Raw genomic sequence first — 14,058 nt, forward strand, 5'->3', positions numbered from 1 at the left:
ATGTTGTCCCGCGTAGCTAACCATATTTACTGGATGGCCCGCTATCTTGAGCGTGCTGAAAATACCGCCCGTCTTATTCAGGTGAACACACATCTGCTGCTGGACTTACCTCGCAGTGTGCCGCTTGGCTGGGAGCCCATCGTGGATATGTTATCTATCCGCGAAACCTTTTATGCGAACTATGAATCGGCTGATGAAAAAAGCGTTATCCGCTTCATGGTGACCGACCAGAACAATCCGGGATCTATTATTAATTCACTGGCTGCCGCTCGTGAAAATGCCCGCATTGTGCGTGAAATCATTCCTTCTGAAGCCTGGGAGGAAATAAACAATATTCACTTGCAAGCCAAAGCCGATGGCCAAAGCGTGCTTACCCGCCGTCACCGCTTTAATTGTCTTAATAAAATAATTAAAGGTAACCAAACCATTACCGGTCTGGTGGGCGGCACAATGAACCGTGATGACGCTTATGCCTTTCTGCGCTTGGGCAGACACCTGGAACGCTGCGACATGACCTCCCGTATCATTGATGTGCGCTCAGCATCCTTGCTACCTCAAATGGCTGACGAACACCCGGCCTTTGAGAATATTCAGTGGATTGGCGTACTTAAATCACTGTCGGCCTATCAAATGTACCGCCAGGAAATGCGTTTACGGGTAAACCGTACCGACGTGCTGGAATTTTTACTCAAGCGCCATTCCTTTCCGCGAAGTATTTGCCATTCTGTCCATCAGATAAAAAAATGTCTGGAAGAACTACCACAGTCTAATGCTGTCTGTGACCAGTTTGAGCAGCTCTCTACTATCGTAGAAAAACTCGATATCCATACGTTGACCCAAGAGTCTCTGCATCATGTCATTGATGAAATACAAGCGGGTTTGATGGACATTCATCTGGCAGTAAATAAAGCGTACTTCTAGATAACGTTGTAAGCTGCGGCTCCCCAAGTAATTCGGGAGCCGTAAATATCTTCTACATTCCGCCCATCAATCCAACCATTCTACGTTGCGTAGTTGCACCCTTGCTTGCAGTTAATTAGACTGACCGCCATTCTCCCTTCGATGTTGAACTACTATGACCAAGCTATTCGGTATCAGCAATTGCGATACGATTAAAAAAGCCAAAAAGTGGCTGGAACAGAATGATATTTCCTTTACCTTCCACGATTACCGTAAAGATGGCCTGGAAGCAGGCTGGCTGGCAGAAACTGAAGCCGCCCTTGGTTGGGAAAGCCTGCTGAACAAGCGAGGCACCACCTTCAGGCAGCTAACAGACGAACAGAAAAATAACCTGAATAAAGACAATGCGCTAGGATTGATGCTGGAATACCCAGCCATGATCAAGCGTCCGGTGCTTATTCATAACGGCAATTATTTTTTAGGCTTCAAGCCTACACAATATGAGGAGATATTTGCCTGATGAGCCTGGTCATAGATGTCGCAAAAAATCTGATAAATCGTCGTTCCGTTACCCCTGAAGATGCCGGGTGTCAGGAATACATGAAAGCCTGGCTGGACGAGTCTGGCTTTAGCCACGAAGACATGGTGTTTGAAGATACCACTAACCTGTGGTCTCGCCGTGGTTCAGACGGTCCATTATTGTGCTTTGCCGGCCACACTGACGTGGTGCCCAGTGGCCCAGAAGATGCCTGGCAGACTCCCCCCTTTGTTGCCACCGAGAAAGACGGTTATCTGCACGGCCGCGGCGCTGCCGATATGAAAGGCAGCCTGGCAGCCATGATGGTAGCAACCCGCCGCTTCGTTGCCGACTACCCCGATCATAAAGGCAGTATTGCTTATCTCATCACCAGTGATGAAGAAGGTCCGTTTATTAACGGGACTACCCGGGTTATCGACACCCTGGAAGCCCGTAACGAAAAAATCACCTGGTGTATTGTGGGCGAACCATCGTCGACTACCGAAGTGGGCGACGTGGTAAAAAACGGCCGTCGTGGTTCATTAACCGGCGATTTAACGGTGAAAGGTATTCAGGGCCACGTGGCTTATCCGCACCTTGCCAAAAATCCGGTGCATGACGCCGCCCCAGCGTTAGCAGAATTGAGCCAGTCTCATTGGGACAACGGCAATGATTTCTTTCCGCCCACCAGCTTTCAGATCTCCAACATTAACGCTGGCACCGGTGCCGGTAACGTGATCCCTGGCTCTTGCAAGGTGTGCTTTAACTTCCGTTTTTCTACCGAAGTGACTGATCAGCAACTCATTGAGCGCGTGACCACCATTCTGGACAAGCACAATCTTGATTATGACATCGACTGGACTTTCAACGGTCAGCCGTTTCTTACCGATTCTGGTGCGTTGGTAGAGGCCACTCAGGCGGCCATTTCTTCGGTAACAGGCCGCGAAACAGAGCTTTCTACGGCAGGTGGCACTTCGGATGGTCGTTTTATCGCACCTACCGGTGCACAAGTTGTTGAACTCGGACCGGTAAATGCAACAATCCATAAAATCGATGAATGCGTATCTATGAAAGACTTAGAAACGTTAACAGAGATCTATTACGCGATGATGGTGCGTTTATTAGCATGAGTATAAATTCTGCGTGGCTCGGCATCGACAATCCGTTTCTTACCCCGGTGGATGACAAATTTGTTATTCACCAGGATGTTGCCGCGCCCTGGCGGGCCATGCAACAAGCGGCAAAAGATGACGGTATTGATTGTCAGTTAGTGAGCAGCCACCGGGACTTTTATCGGCAGTTAGCGATATGGAATCGCAAGTGGCGTGGTGAGGCAACGCTGTATGATGCCAGTGGTGTTGCCCTTGATTTTGCAGCCCTTGATGATAACCAAAAAATTGATGCCATCCTCACCTGGTCTGCCCTGCCTGGCGGCAGTCGCCATCATTGGGGTACAGATATTGATGTGTTCGACCGTAAATCGGTGCAGCACTGGGGGCAAAATTTTGAATTAGTCGATGCAGAATACCGCGAAAAAGGTCCGTGCTTTGAACTAGCGTGCTGGCTGGAAAAACACCTCAGCGTTTTTGGTTTTCACCGCCCGTTTCTGGAAAATAAAGGCGGCGTAGCTGTTGAGCTATGGCATCTAAGCTATACCGAAACAGCGGTGCAGTTTGAACAGCAGCGCAGTGTGGACTCATTGCGTTCAGCCCTTGAAAACGCTGACATGGTAGGTAAAACAGCGGTGTTGAACCGGTTAGATGAGTTATTTGAGCGCTACGTGCTGAATAAGGGGGTTTAATGAGTACAACTTGGATTATTGTGATCATCGTACTGGTTATCGGCTTTATTGCAGGCAATATCCTACTACTGCGATCATCGAAGAAATTCAACGTACCGAAAGATTTTACGCCCCGTAAATGGGATGATGAAGACGACAAGTAAAATCGTCTTCATTTCTCATATTCGCACTAGTCAGTGATACGCACTGCAGTTCCACTGATACTCACCATCAACATGCTGCCCTTATCACCAATCACCTGATAATCAATATCGATACCCACAACCGCATTTGCGCCCATTTGTCTGGCTTCTTGCTCAAGCTCAGCAAACGCCAATTTCCGGGCTCGTGTTAGCTCGTCTTCATACGAGCCTGAGCGACCGCCTACAATATCACGAATAGAAGCAAAGAGATCTTTGAAGATGTTTGCGCCCATCACCGCTTCGCCGATGACGATACCGTGGTACTGGGTGATGGTTTTGCCTTCGATACCTGGTGTTGTCGTTAAAATCATAATTTTTCCTCCATTGAAAATGCAGACTGTAATTGTTCCAGATTTGCCGCCAACGTTTCAGCGCTATACGGTACTGTCGCCTGACGCCCCCAAACAGGTGCAGGCCATGCTACATCGTTTTCAAAACGGGCCACGTGATGAATGTGCAACTGACGCACGACGTTCCCCAACGCTGCCACATTGAGCTTATAAGGTGTAAAGACATTTTGCAGCACCCGACTGGTGAGACGAGACTCTGCCACATATTGCGCTGTTTGCGCATCGTCCAGTTCGTGTAATTCTGCTAAGTCGTTAATCCGGGGCACTAGAATGAGCCAAGGAAACTGACTGTCATTCATCAGCAATACCCGGCAAAGCGGTAAATCGGTTACCAGAGCCGTATCGTTCTGTAAGCGCGCATCGAGTTTAAACATTTATGTACTCCAGTGAAGCCGGTACGACCGTAAGAATGGCACGTTGTCCGATAGCCACATTGGCATTGGGAAACACCACGGCTTCGCCATCTTGTTCAGCAAAATACTCCATGCCGGTTTCTGACGCCAGTTTATCGCCTTTTTTGAAATCCATAAAATTGGGGGTATCATCAGCAAAATGCAGCACGAAATCGTCAGCCTGCTTGTTAATCACCTGATTAACGCGATAAATCACCATGTCTGATAAGTCATCATTCAGCGATACTTGTCGTTCGCAAACCAACGAGGTGAGTGTATTTCTCGCCTCTTCAAACCGCGCCATGTCGTTCTGACCAAAAGGCTGCACTTTCCCCAGTTCAACGGTAAAAGAATGGGCGCCATGGTTCAACGATGAGTGATAACTGTATGTCGTGGTGGCCGACTCCGAAAGTAAAATCGTTTTCACGCCACAGGCTTTCATGAAAGACAGTTGCTCGCGGCTATAGGGCTTGCCATGCAGGAAAGGGTAAACCGCGAATTTCTCGTTTTTTGATTCACGTATGGCGGTGTGAAGATCGTAGTGTAGTTTCTCTGCGTTATCTCCGGCATCGGCGAAAAACGCTGCCATGGTATCTTCAAGTTGCTTTGCCCTGATACGCTCATCGTTCACCCGTCCTTCCACGGCAGAATGTGCGCCACAAAACAGCCGGTTCATATTTTCTTCGATGAAGCGTTTTGCAATCGCCATAGCGTCCAGGTTACCGAATTGGAACAATACAGCATGAGTAGGAACAAGCGAGCCTGTGACCAGGCGTTTTACCAGGTCGTCACAGATTTCAATGGGGGCCGTTTCATTGCCGTGTACGCCAGAAGAAAGCACAATATATTTGCTTTCAGGATTAATGATTTGCGGATAAAAAGCGACAATTCCGGGTGCAATAATGTGCACCCGCACTCCGTTTTCGAGCTGCAACGTCTGCGGCTTCACGGCGTCAGGGGAAAAGCGGGATAAATTGAGAAAATCGCCATGGGCGAGCAAACGGCTAAGCATGAAGATCCTGAAAATGGTTTACGAGGAAACAGGATCTTATCGGGTTCGCAGTTAAAAACCAACTTTGTCGACAATTACACCAAAAGGCGGCGTAAAGGTGAGCCACCAATCATGATTTCTTTGCGCGCCAGCTCTACAAAATCGTTAAGTGGAACGGCCTTCGAAAACAAGTAGCCCTGCCCGGTCAAAATACCAATTTCACGCAGCTCGTGAAGCTGTTCCGTGGTTTCCACGCCCTCGGCAATCACCTGGCAATGCTTGGCTTTACCGATAATTTTGGCTGCTTCGATAATGGCTCGGTTAACCGGGTTATGACTCAGTTCCATTACAAAGGATTTATCAATTTTTAGTGCATTAATCGACAATTCGCGGATGAATGCCAGGTTTGAATAGCCTTTACCAAAATCATCTACCGCAATTGCAACGCCTAACGCGCTGAGCTCATTAAGCTGCTTTTTCACCATTAATGAATTCGACAACGCCACATCTTCGGTCAGCTCCAGTTCAAATCGCGACAAACTTAGACTGTACTTATCGCGCAAACGCACCAACGTAGGGATGAGCTTGCTGTCGTAGAGCTGAGTTGGCGAAATGTTTACCGATAACGAGATATCCAATCCGTAGGCATCTAGCCGCGCCATGTTTTGAAATGCCTGCTCGAAGGTCCAGTAAGCCAGCTCGTTCATCATGTTATACGACTCGGCCGCTTCAATGAGCGGACCGGGAAATAGCACGCCATCCAGTGGATGATTCCAGCGTAGCAGACACTCTGCACCAACGATTTGTAATGTATTGAGATTGACTTGAGGCTGAAAATACAGCTCCAGTTCATTCTGTTGCAGGGCACGTTTAAGATCGGCCTTTAGCGCCAGACTACGTCCGGTTTGCGCCTTCTCTGACATCGACATCGCATGGAAATTTTCGTATTTATTTTCTTTCGCTTGTTTAAGCGCCGCTTCGCCCCGAGACACGAACGCCGTAATCTCAAAATTTTCCTGGGTGCCACTTACCACGCCCACATTGAAGTCAGCAATAAACGCGTTATTCTCGTGTTGCATGGGCGTTTTAAAATGTTCGACCAGATGCTCGTAGGCGGCGTGAAGATCTTTCTTGCGGGTTTTATTCGGCAGCACAATCCCGAATACATCGCCACTGATACGCCCAAACTGTACGTTGTCATCGAACAACAGCACAATACGGTTGGCAATTTCCAAAAGGAACTGGTCGGCAACTTTAATGCCCAGACTGGTGGTGACATCGGAGAACCGCACTACATCAACCAGCATGAGTGAAAATTGCTTATGACGACCCGCACACTGCTCTATAGTGTCGATAAATGCATATCGATTGGGGATCGTGGCCAGGCTTTTATGTAGTCGGCTCATTGAGGGCGTTCCGAATTTCTGTGCGTTTTTATACATTTATTATCGCAGAATAAAACCATGTGGCGGAAGACTGCGCAATTATTCTTTTGTATTGCAAATCATAACATAAGCCCTCTAGAGTAATACGCTTATTCAGCGCCTTGTCGGAGTAGTTACTCCTGCTAACTGAAAAGAATTACCCCCTACACCACCAATTTAACGAAAAATATAAACCTAAATAACTTTTTATGGAATTTTTATTTCATTTGCGATATTGTGTTTTTCATTAAGACTGAAATAATCAGCAGATAAGGATGAGCAATGCCTGAACTACTCTCGAAATATCGCGCACCTGAAACCGATGCCTGTACCCAGGAGATTTCTCCTGAATCTGCGGGTTGGAAGTACGTTGGCTTTGAAGTTTTTGAACTGAAAGCCGGTGAAATACTTTCCCAACAAACTGAAGATAAAGAAGTATGCCTGGTACTAGTGGGTGGTAAAGCCAACATAAAATCAAAAACACTTGATCTGAACAACATTGGCGACCGCATGAGCCCGTTTGAGCGAAAAAAACCTTATGCCGTCTATCTGCCTAACGACGATGAGTTTACCTTAACCGCCACCACAGATGTTGAAGTAGCGGTATGTAAAGCGCCCGGCAAAGGTGGCGTAAAAGCACGCCTAATTACGCCGGATGACATTGGATCAGAATCCCGCGGGAAGGGATTCAATAAGCGACACGTACATAACATCTTGCCAGAAACAGAGCCCGCTGACAGCCTGCTGGTAGTAGAGGTGTACACCGACGAAGGCAATACCAGCTCTTATCCGTCGCATAAACACGATCAAGATAATGCCCCACACGAAACCTACCTGGAAGAAACCTATTATCATCGTATTGACCCGCCCCAGGGCTTTGTATTCCAGCGTGTTTACACTGAAGATGGTGAGATTGATGAATCCATGGCTGCTTATAATAAAGATGTAGTCATGGTGCCGAAAGGCTACCACCCTGTTGCTACACTAGCCGGCTACAACAGCTATTACCTGAACGTGATGGCGGGCCCCGACAGACGTTGGTGTTTTGTCTGGGAAGACGCGCATAACTGGGTCAATTCGCCCGCTTACGGAGAATAAATTCGGTAAGTACCTTGTCATCCGTTGCGGTTGGGTACAGACGGATGATTTTATGGCCTGCTCATTTGAGCAGGCCTTTTTTATATTCCCATGCCGACTCTATTTTATTTTCAGTTCTGAACCAGCTGACGCGCTTTGACGTCTGTCAGACGCTTTTAATTTGCGGCTTGCTCTTACACTGCCTAATGCGTTTACCATAAGGGCTGCAAAGATTAAGGCCATGCCGGACAAAGCCATCAGACTCAGTTTTTCATCCAGCCACCACGCACTGAGCACGGCAACCCAGACAGGTTCCAGGGTCATAACAATAGCCCCCTGTCCTTCCGGTGCCATACTTTGCGCTTTTAATAAAAGGAAAAAGCGCAGGCAGGTAGCAAGTACGATACTCAATGCCAGATAATGCCAGATACCATGAACGGATTGAGGCTCATCAACTTCAAGAAAGAGGAAGAAGATGAAACAGACGCTTCCGGCCGCTATCAACTGATAGCTTGTTTGTACTACGGCAGGAATACCGGCACATAGCCTGCCGTTAATATTAAAGTACAAAGCATATAACACGGCTGAAATAAGAAACAGGATGTCAGAATCCTGCAAAGCAAAGCCATGACGAAGCGCCAGTAAGCCGAGGCCAGGCATTGCGATTGCTACCGCCAGCCAGGTGTGAGACTGAGCACGATAGCCAAAAAGCAGACCAGTAACCGGGATCAACAAAAAACTCAGACTGATAAGAAAGGCTCCCACTCCGAGCCCTTCGGATAACATGAGTGCCAGCCCCCACAGCGCAGTCTGGCAACCCAGAATCGCCCCTGTCATTAACGATCTGAGCTTCTGCTGCAAGGGTGCACGCACTACGTTTTTCGGTTGCATGCCACCCACCATCACACCGGAACCGACAAAACGGATAGCCAGAAAAAACATGGGGGTCATGGCAACCAGGACAAACTTAGAGAACAGCCAGCCAGAGGCCGCCAGCAATGTTACTGCCAGCAAGAGTAAGTTTGCCGTCAGGTCAGAGTTGGTTTTCTGCTGCATTAACAATAAATCTCCTGAAATAAAAACCCCCGCGTGATGCGGGGGTCTGTAATAGATGCTTTGCGATTAACCGTAAAATGCGGGTCGCGGTGGCATATCAACCGGCACAATTTCACCTGTCTCCTGCGCTTTGACACACGCATCGCTGGCTACAGAAGCTGCGAAGCCGTCCCATGCCGTCGGCCCGGTAATTTCACGAATGGTAACACCATCGATGAAATCCTGTAATTCCACATCGTAGGAATCAATGAAGCGCTTTTTCCAATCGGTCATAATTGACGTAGACAGTGCACCTTCCTGACGTTTCAGCACGCTCATCGGCTCTGGCAGGTTAGCAACACCCTCTTCACCAACAACAGAGCACTGAATGTCGTAACCGTACTTACAGTTCACAAAAATTTCCACGTCGATACGGATACCCTTTGCAGTTTCCAGCAGTACAATCTGCGGATCGGCGAGCTTCGCGTGGGTATGACGGGTTGAGCGCGGGAATACCACCTGTGCAGTTACATAATCATCGTTCAGCAGCCAGCGCAGTACATCCAGTTCGTGTACCAGGGTGTCCTGAATCGCCATTGAGGTAACATAAGATTCTGGCACTTCCGGGTTACGGTGAGCACAATGTACCATTAGCGGGTCGCCGATTTCGCCTTCATCGATAGCCTTCTTCAGCAAACGGTAACCTGCATCATAAGGACGCATGAAACCAACCTGTACAAGGCGTTTACCGTGTGCGATCTCAGCATCAACAATTCGACGACAACCTTCTGCGGTGGTAGCCAGAGGCTTTTCACAGAATACATACTTGCCAGCCTCGATGGCGGCCAACACGTATTCTTCGTGGGTAGGTCCCCACGAGGCAACCAATATAGCGTCTACATCACCAGCGTCGATAAGCTCATGACCATCGTTATAAATTTCTGCATTCAGCAGTTCCAGATCTGCTTTTACTTTTTCTGCGCTCTGGCGATTCACATCCGTTAAAGCAACTACTTCTGCGCCGGTCAGTACTTTCGACAGGCGACGTGCATGGTCTGCACCGATGGCACCGGTTCCGATAACTCCGATTCTTACATTCATGTCTTTATTCTCCAAAACGATTAGCGCCAGTACTTGTCGACGTAGCGCTGAATTTCTTCACGCATGAATTTAGAAGATGCCTCTGCACTTTCTTCCCATGCAAATACACAGCTGGACAGCACGCCGTCGAAACCAATTTCGTGCAGCGTTTTAAAGAATACATCCCAGTCAAGTTCACCTTCACCTATGTTCAGATGCTGATGCACCCGCGCATTGGATCCTGGTGGATTAACGATGTATCGCAGTTGTGACGACGCTTTATGGTTAAACGTATCAGCAACACGGGCATGAACCAGTTCGCCTTCAGTAGCGCGAATGGTGTCGGCAAGATCGTCACCGTAATAAAAAGAATGTGGAGCGATATAAGAGGCTTTAACTGCTTTGGAGTTGATCGTTTTGATCACGTCCATAGCAGGATTAATTTCCTCAACCCAGTCTTCCGGGTGTGGCTCTACGCTAAGGGTAAGACCTTCACGCTCAAGAATAGGTACCAGTACATCCATTGAGCGCCAGAACGCATTTTCACAGGCTTCAGGCGTGTGAATACCCTGGGTGCAGGCGTTAGAACGCTCAGGAGATGCACCACGGCCAAATTCAGAAATCAGCAGCTCACAGTCCATTTCCACGGCAACCTGAATACAGCGTTTCCAGTTATCCATGGCCATTTCCCACTCGTCTTTGTAAGGTGATGACCAGCGGTACATAGGCTGCAAAGTAGCAAGCTCACAATTTGCACTTTTCATTGCCTGCTTGAACGCTTTTGCGCGGGCAGGAAAAACGCGGGGACGGGTCCACCACTGCAGAAAATCTGCACGGGGAGAAAGCTCAATGTAGTCATATCCCATCTCTTTAACAAAGCCAGGCAGTTGCTCAAGAGGAATATGGCGACTCATATAAGGATCGAGGGCAATTTTCATTATATTAATCCTTGCTGTTCTGTCGGGTTAACGGCGTTCAGGCCGTCAGCGCTTGTTTCATGTATTCCATGCTTTTACGGATTTCTGCGACTGGATCGTCAAGATCCCACAGTCCGGCAAAGAATGGTTCGAATGAGATGTAGCCGTTATAGCCACCGTCAAACAGGGCTTTCACCTGTGAAACGCTGTCTAGTCGGTCACCCTCCATAACAAACTCACGGTGTCCGTCGAGCATGTCGGTAAATGTAATGTCGTTATCCACTACTGCAGATACGTGAACCAAACCGGTTTTATGCGGATACATATTCGGATCGCTGGAACCTACGTGGTGAAAAGTATCGTGCACTAAACCGAATATTTCATTGCCATCAACATCTGTAATGGCCTCTACCGCTTCGTTTTTGAAACGCAGAGTAGAAATCGGGAATCCCAATGCCTCAACATAGCCTTCCAGGCCATGCTTGCTGAGAATCACCTTGAGATCGGTAAGTGCAGCACGTAAATCAGACGCACGCTGTTCTTCAGAGCGACTGTCTTGTGCATCAACCAGCGGACAGCAAACCAGGCCTTTGGCACCAGCGGCGGCAGCCACTTCGGCCATCTGTTCAGCCTGCGCTTTACGTTCATCGTTCCACACGTTAAACGGATAAAGTGCATTAATACTGAGGACTGTAATCCCGGCAGCATCAGCGGCTTTTTTTACCGCGCGAGCAGTATCAACATCGGTAACACTGTTTTCTTTCACGTCGTTGCGTAACTCTACCGCAACCATGCCAAGGTCTTTTGCTGCACTGATTAACTCAAGCGGGCTCAGTGACGGGCACGCCATGTGATTCAGGGCAAATGATACAGATTGGTTCGACATGTGATGTATCCTGAAAAAGTCCCCGGTGAATACTCACCGGGGAATCCGGTTTAGTCCATGGTTGGCATAACGAACGCAGAACCGCCTTCGCGAATTCCGGTAGGCCAACGGGTAGTCACAGTTTTAAGTTTGGTGTAAAAACGCACACCCTCAGGACCATGCATGTGATGATCACCAAACAGTGATGCTTTCCAGCCACCAAAGCTGTGGAATGCCATCGGTACAGGAATAGGCACGTTCACGCCTACCATGCCGACCTGAATTTCGTTCGTGAAGGTACGAGCAGCATCACCATCACGGGTGAAGATCGCTGTACCATTACCAAACTCATGGTCGTTAATCATTTGTACCGCTTCATCAAAGGTCTTAGCACGAACCATTGCCAGTACCGGTCCGAAGATTTCTTCTTTGTAGATGGTCATGTCTGTAGTGACGTTGTCGAACAGCGTACCGCCAATGAAGAAACCCTTTTCGTAGCCTTCGCGGGTCATTTTGAAATCACGACCGTCAACCACCAGATCAGCACCTTCTTCGGCACCTTTAGCAATGTAGCCAGACACCTTATCAAGGTGAGCCTGGGTTACCAGAGGTCCCATATCGGCATCTGCATCGGTACCCGGCGCTACTTTCAGTTTTGCCAGTTCTTCTACCAGTCGTGTTTTGAGCTTTTCAGCTACTTCATCACCAACAGGCACAACAACCGAAATTGCCATACAGCGTTCGCCGGCTGAGCCGTACGCTGCGCCCATCAGTGCAGAAACCGTTTTTTCAACGTCTGCATCTGGCATAACCACCATGTGGTTTTTCGCGCCACCCAGGGCCTGAACACGTTTGCCAAAAGAGGCACCGCGCTCGTAGATGTATTTCGCAATTGGTGTTGAACCAACGAAGCTCAGCGCCGGGATATCCTGATGCTCAATCAGTGCATCAACCACGTGTTTGCCACCGTGAACGATGTTGAAAACACCCGCTGGGAAACCAGCCTGCTTGATAAGGTCTGCGTAGAAAAGCGTTGCAGACGGATCGCGCTCTGAAGGCTTAAGAATAAAGGTGTTACCCGTTGCCAGTGCCACTGGGAACATCCACATTGGTACCATGGCCGGGAAGTTAAACGGTGTAATACCCGCAACAACACCCAGAGGCTGACGCAGCGCATGGCTGTCAATTGAGGTACCTACATTTTCAGTCATGTCGGTTTTAAGTAAGTTCGGACCGCCACAAGCAAATTCAACCACTTCCAAACCACGAATCACTTCACCTTTGGCATCGGATTCTACCTTGCCGTGTTCACGTGAAATAATGGCGGCCAGTTCGTCCAGGTTATCTTCCAGCAACTGACGGAATTTGTTCATGATGCGCGAACGCTTCAGCGGCGAGGTATTCGCCCACGCAGGGAAAGCCGCTTTCGCTGCAGCGACAGCCGCTTCAATATCAGCATCAGTAGACTGCACTACTTCAGCAATGACTTCACCGGTGGCCGGATTGTATACAGGGGTAAACTCTGTACTTTCACTTTCAACGATTTCACCGTTGATAAAATTATGAATCTTATTCATGTTAATTCTCCGTTTTGACGGTTTACGCGAATAATGCGTATTACATCAGGCCTGCTTTAGTGGCCATTGCTTGTAAGTTTTTATGTCCAAGAGTGGCGTAAGTCAGTGGATCAGCCACAGAGGGATCCTGTTCAGCTTCAACAACCAGCCAGCCTTCGTAATTAATTTCCTTGAGCACTGCGAACAGCGCCGGATAATCCACACAACCATCACCTGGTACAGTGAATACACCGTTTAACACTGCGTTTAAAAAGCTGATGTTTCGATTTTTGGCATCAATCATGACGTTTTTGCGGATATCTTTGCAATGCACATGATTAATGCGGTTTGCCCAACGTTTTGCCAGCTCCACAGGGTTGCCACCAGCCAGCAGGCAATGCCCGCTGTCGAGCAGTAAACCAAGCTCTGGCCCGGTGCGCTTCATCAGTTCGTCAACTTCGGCTTCCGTCTGGATAACCGTACCCATATGATGGTGATAGGCAAGCTGAACGCCATGATTAAGCGCGTGCCTGGCAACCACACCCAACTTATCTGTATATTCCTGCCAGCGCGCGGCAGGAAAAGGTCGACGTAGGGACAGAGGTTTGGATTGATCACCATGCACGCAGTCGGTGACTTCACAGCACACCATCACTTTACAACCGCTATCGCGGAGCAACTCAAGATGTGGCTGCATAGCCGCAATTTCTTCTTCTGCAGAGCGTTCCAGCAACTGCAGTGAATACCAGCCAGACACGGCTTTCAAGTCGTGCGCTGCCAGAACAGTATTCAGTTTGTCCGCATCGCGGGGGAACTTGTGTCCTAATTCAAAACCTGTAAAACCCGCCTGCTTGCCTTCACTCAGACACACATCCAGCGGCGTGTCGCCACCCAGCGAAGGTAAGTCATCGTTGGTCCAGGTTAATGGGTTAATACCCAGTTGTACGGCCATCGTCTTTCTCCTAAGCAAA

The 14,058-nt window shown here is 48.6% G+C and carries 16 protein-coding genes; 6 read left to right on the plus strand and 10 right to left on the minus strand.

All coding sequences use genetic code 11. The features are described 5' to 3' along the window. The 5 genes from ACXAGX_RS15665 (at position 1) to ACXAGX_RS15685 (ending at position 3,361) form a co-directional block, all read left to right on the plus strand. Entirely contained in the window at positions 1-921 is a 921-nt protein-coding gene (locus ACXAGX_RS15665) for an alpha-E domain-containing protein (protein ID WP_474839455.1), read from the plus strand. 154 nt (positions 922-1,075) lie between these two features. After that, on the plus strand, positions 1,076-1,420 hold the full coding sequence (locus tag ACXAGX_RS15670; RefSeq protein WP_474839457.1) for an ArsC family reductase: 345 nt from the start codon (positions 1,076-1,078) through the stop codon (positions 1,418-1,420). Beyond that, a complete protein-coding gene (dapE, locus tag ACXAGX_RS15675) occupies positions 1,420-2,547 on the plus strand; it encodes a succinyl-diaminopimelate desuccinylase (RefSeq protein WP_474818237.1) in 1,128 nt (375 codons plus the stop codon). The genes ACXAGX_RS15670 and dapE overlap by 1 nt, the downstream gene beginning before the upstream one ends. After that, positions 2,544-3,218 (plus strand): M15 family metallopeptidase, encoded by a 675-nt coding sequence (locus ACXAGX_RS15680; RefSeq protein ID WP_474839459.1) that lies wholly within the window; start codon positions 2,544-2,546, stop codon positions 3,216-3,218. Before dapE ends, ACXAGX_RS15680 begins: the two co-directional genes overlap by 4 nt. Continuing rightward, a complete protein-coding gene (locus tag ACXAGX_RS15685; protein WP_474839461.1) occupies positions 3,218-3,361 on the plus strand; it encodes a DUF2897 family protein in 144 nt (47 codons plus the stop codon). Before ACXAGX_RS15680 ends, ACXAGX_RS15685 begins: the two co-directional genes overlap by 1 nt. Before the next feature lie 26 nt (positions 3,362-3,387). Here the strand turns inward: ACXAGX_RS15685 and ACXAGX_RS15690 are convergent, their stop codons facing one another. From ACXAGX_RS15690 to ACXAGX_RS15705, 4 genes are all read right to left on the minus strand, one after another. Further along, positions 3,388-3,711, minus strand: coding sequence for a heavy metal-binding domain-containing protein (locus tag ACXAGX_RS15690; RefSeq protein WP_070123568.1), 324 nt, complete (start codon positions 3,709-3,711; stop codon positions 3,388-3,390). Further along, the gene (locus ACXAGX_RS15695) at positions 3,708-4,124 is read right to left on the minus strand and encodes an HIT domain-containing protein (protein ID WP_474839463.1); all 417 of its coding nucleotides are present in this window, start codon (positions 4,122-4,124) and stop codon (positions 3,708-3,710) included. Before ACXAGX_RS15695 ends, ACXAGX_RS15690 begins: the two co-directional genes overlap by 4 nt. After that, positions 4,117-5,154: a succinylglutamate desuccinylase gene (gene astE, locus ACXAGX_RS15700; protein ID WP_474839465.1), complete on the minus strand. Its 1,038-nt coding sequence runs from the start codon at positions 5,152-5,154 to the stop codon at positions 4,117-4,119. The genes ACXAGX_RS15695 and astE overlap by 8 nt, the downstream gene beginning before the upstream one ends. A 74-nt stretch (positions 5,155-5,228) precedes the next feature. Beyond that, positions 5,229-6,539: a putative bifunctional diguanylate cyclase/phosphodiesterase gene (locus tag ACXAGX_RS15705; RefSeq protein ID WP_474839467.1), complete on the minus strand. Its 1,311-nt coding sequence runs from the start codon at positions 6,537-6,539 to the stop codon at positions 5,229-5,231. A 300-nt stretch (positions 6,540-6,839) separates the two neighbouring features. On the opposite strand from ACXAGX_RS15705, the gene iolB reads away from it, so the two are divergent. After that, positions 6,840-7,655, plus strand: a complete 816-nt coding sequence (gene iolB / locus ACXAGX_RS15710) for a 5-deoxy-glucuronate isomerase (RefSeq protein ID WP_474818230.1) — start codon at positions 6,840-6,842, stop codon at positions 7,653-7,655. 99 nt (positions 7,656-7,754) lie between these two features. Here iolB and ACXAGX_RS15715 read toward each other — a convergent pair whose 3' ends face one another. The 6 genes from ACXAGX_RS15715 to iolE all read right to left on the minus strand — a co-directional run bounded on the left by ACXAGX_RS15715 (position 7,755) and on the right by iolE (position 14,039). Beyond that, positions 7,755-8,690 (minus strand): DMT family transporter, encoded by a 936-nt coding sequence (locus ACXAGX_RS15715; RefSeq protein WP_474839469.1) that lies wholly within the window; start codon positions 8,688-8,690, stop codon positions 7,755-7,757. A 66-nt stretch (positions 8,691-8,756) separates the two neighbouring features. Then, the gene (gene iolG / locus ACXAGX_RS15720) at positions 8,757-9,770 is read right to left on the minus strand and encodes a bifunctional inositol 2-dehydrogenase/D-chiro-inositol 1-dehydrogenase (protein WP_474839471.1); all 1,014 of its coding nucleotides are present in this window, start codon (positions 9,768-9,770) and stop codon (positions 8,757-8,759) included. Between the two features lie 20 nt (positions 9,771-9,790). After that, on the minus strand, positions 9,791-10,687 hold the full coding sequence (locus ACXAGX_RS15725; RefSeq protein WP_474839473.1) for a sugar phosphate isomerase/epimerase family protein: 897 nt from the start codon (positions 10,685-10,687) through the stop codon (positions 9,791-9,793). Between the two features lie 37 nt (positions 10,688-10,724). Beyond that, a complete protein-coding gene (locus ACXAGX_RS15730) occupies positions 10,725-11,552 on the minus strand; it encodes a TIM barrel protein (protein ID WP_474839475.1) in 828 nt (275 codons plus the stop codon). A 50-nt stretch (positions 11,553-11,602) separates the two neighbouring features. Next, positions 11,603-13,108: a CoA-acylating methylmalonate-semialdehyde dehydrogenase gene (locus tag ACXAGX_RS15735; protein ID WP_474818225.1), complete on the minus strand. Its 1,506-nt coding sequence runs from the start codon at positions 13,106-13,108 to the stop codon at positions 11,603-11,605. A gap of 40 nt (positions 13,109-13,148) precedes the next feature. Then, a complete protein-coding gene (gene iolE, locus ACXAGX_RS15740) occupies positions 13,149-14,039 on the minus strand; it encodes a myo-inosose-2 dehydratase (protein ID WP_474839477.1) in 891 nt (296 codons plus the stop codon). Positions 14,040-14,058 lie beyond the last annotated feature (19 nt).

The sequence above is a fragment of the Alteromonas sp. ABV4_515 genome (assembly GCF_056160345.1).

Bases quoted from the DNA above. Each gene is read 5' to 3' on its own strand.
- ACXAGX_RS15715 (WP_474839469.1), bottom strand. From the start codon at position 8,690: ATGCAGCAGAAAACCAACTCTGACCTGACGGCAAACTTACTCTTGCTG.
- ACXAGX_RS15695 (WP_474839463.1), bottom strand. From the start codon at position 4,124: ATGTTTAAACTCGATGCGCGCTTACAGAACGATACGGCTCTGGTAACC.
- ACXAGX_RS15705 (WP_474839467.1), bottom strand. From the start codon at position 6,539: ATGAGCCGACTACATAAAAGCCTGGCCACGATCCCCAATCGATATGCA.
- ACXAGX_RS15665 (WP_474839455.1), top strand. From the start codon at position 1: ATGTTGTCCCGCGTAGCTAACCATATTTACTGGATGGCCCGCTATCTT.
- dapE (WP_474818237.1), top strand. From the start codon at position 1,420: ATGAGCCTGGTCATAGATGTCGCAAAAAATCTGATAAATCGTCGTTCC.
- ACXAGX_RS15680 (WP_474839459.1), top strand. From the start codon at position 2,544: ATGAGTATAAATTCTGCGTGGCTCGGCATCGACAATCCGTTTCTTACC.
- ACXAGX_RS15730 (WP_474839475.1), bottom strand. From the start codon at position 11,552: ATGTCGAACCAATCTGTATCATTTGCCCTGAATCACATGGCGTGCCCG.
- ACXAGX_RS15725 (WP_474839473.1), bottom strand. From the start codon at position 10,687: ATGAAAATTGCCCTCGATCCTTATATGAGTCGCCATATTCCTCTTGAG.
- ACXAGX_RS15685 (WP_474839461.1), top strand. From the start codon at position 3,218: ATGAGTACAACTTGGATTATTGTGATCATCGTACTGGTTATCGGCTTT.
- iolE (WP_474839477.1), bottom strand. From the start codon at position 14,039: ATGGCCGTACAACTGGGTATTAACCCATTAACCTGGACCAACGATGAC.
- astE (WP_474839465.1), bottom strand. From the start codon at position 5,154: ATGCTTAGCCGTTTGCTCGCCCATGGCGATTTTCTCAATTTATCCCGC.
- iolB (WP_474818230.1), top strand. From the start codon at position 6,840: ATGCCTGAACTACTCTCGAAATATCGCGCACCTGAAACCGATGCCTGT.
- ACXAGX_RS15690 (WP_070123568.1), bottom strand. From the start codon at position 3,711: ATGATTTTAACGACAACACCAGGTATCGAAGGCAAAACCATCACCCAG.
- ACXAGX_RS15670 (WP_474839457.1), top strand. From the start codon at position 1,076: ATGACCAAGCTATTCGGTATCAGCAATTGCGATACGATTAAAAAAGCC.
- ACXAGX_RS15735 (WP_474818225.1), bottom strand. From the start codon at position 13,108: ATGAATAAGATTCATAATTTTATCAACGGTGAAATCGTTGAAAGTGAA.
- iolG (WP_474839471.1), bottom strand. From the start codon at position 9,770: ATGAATGTAAGAATCGGAGTTATCGGAACCGGTGCCATCGGTGCAGAC.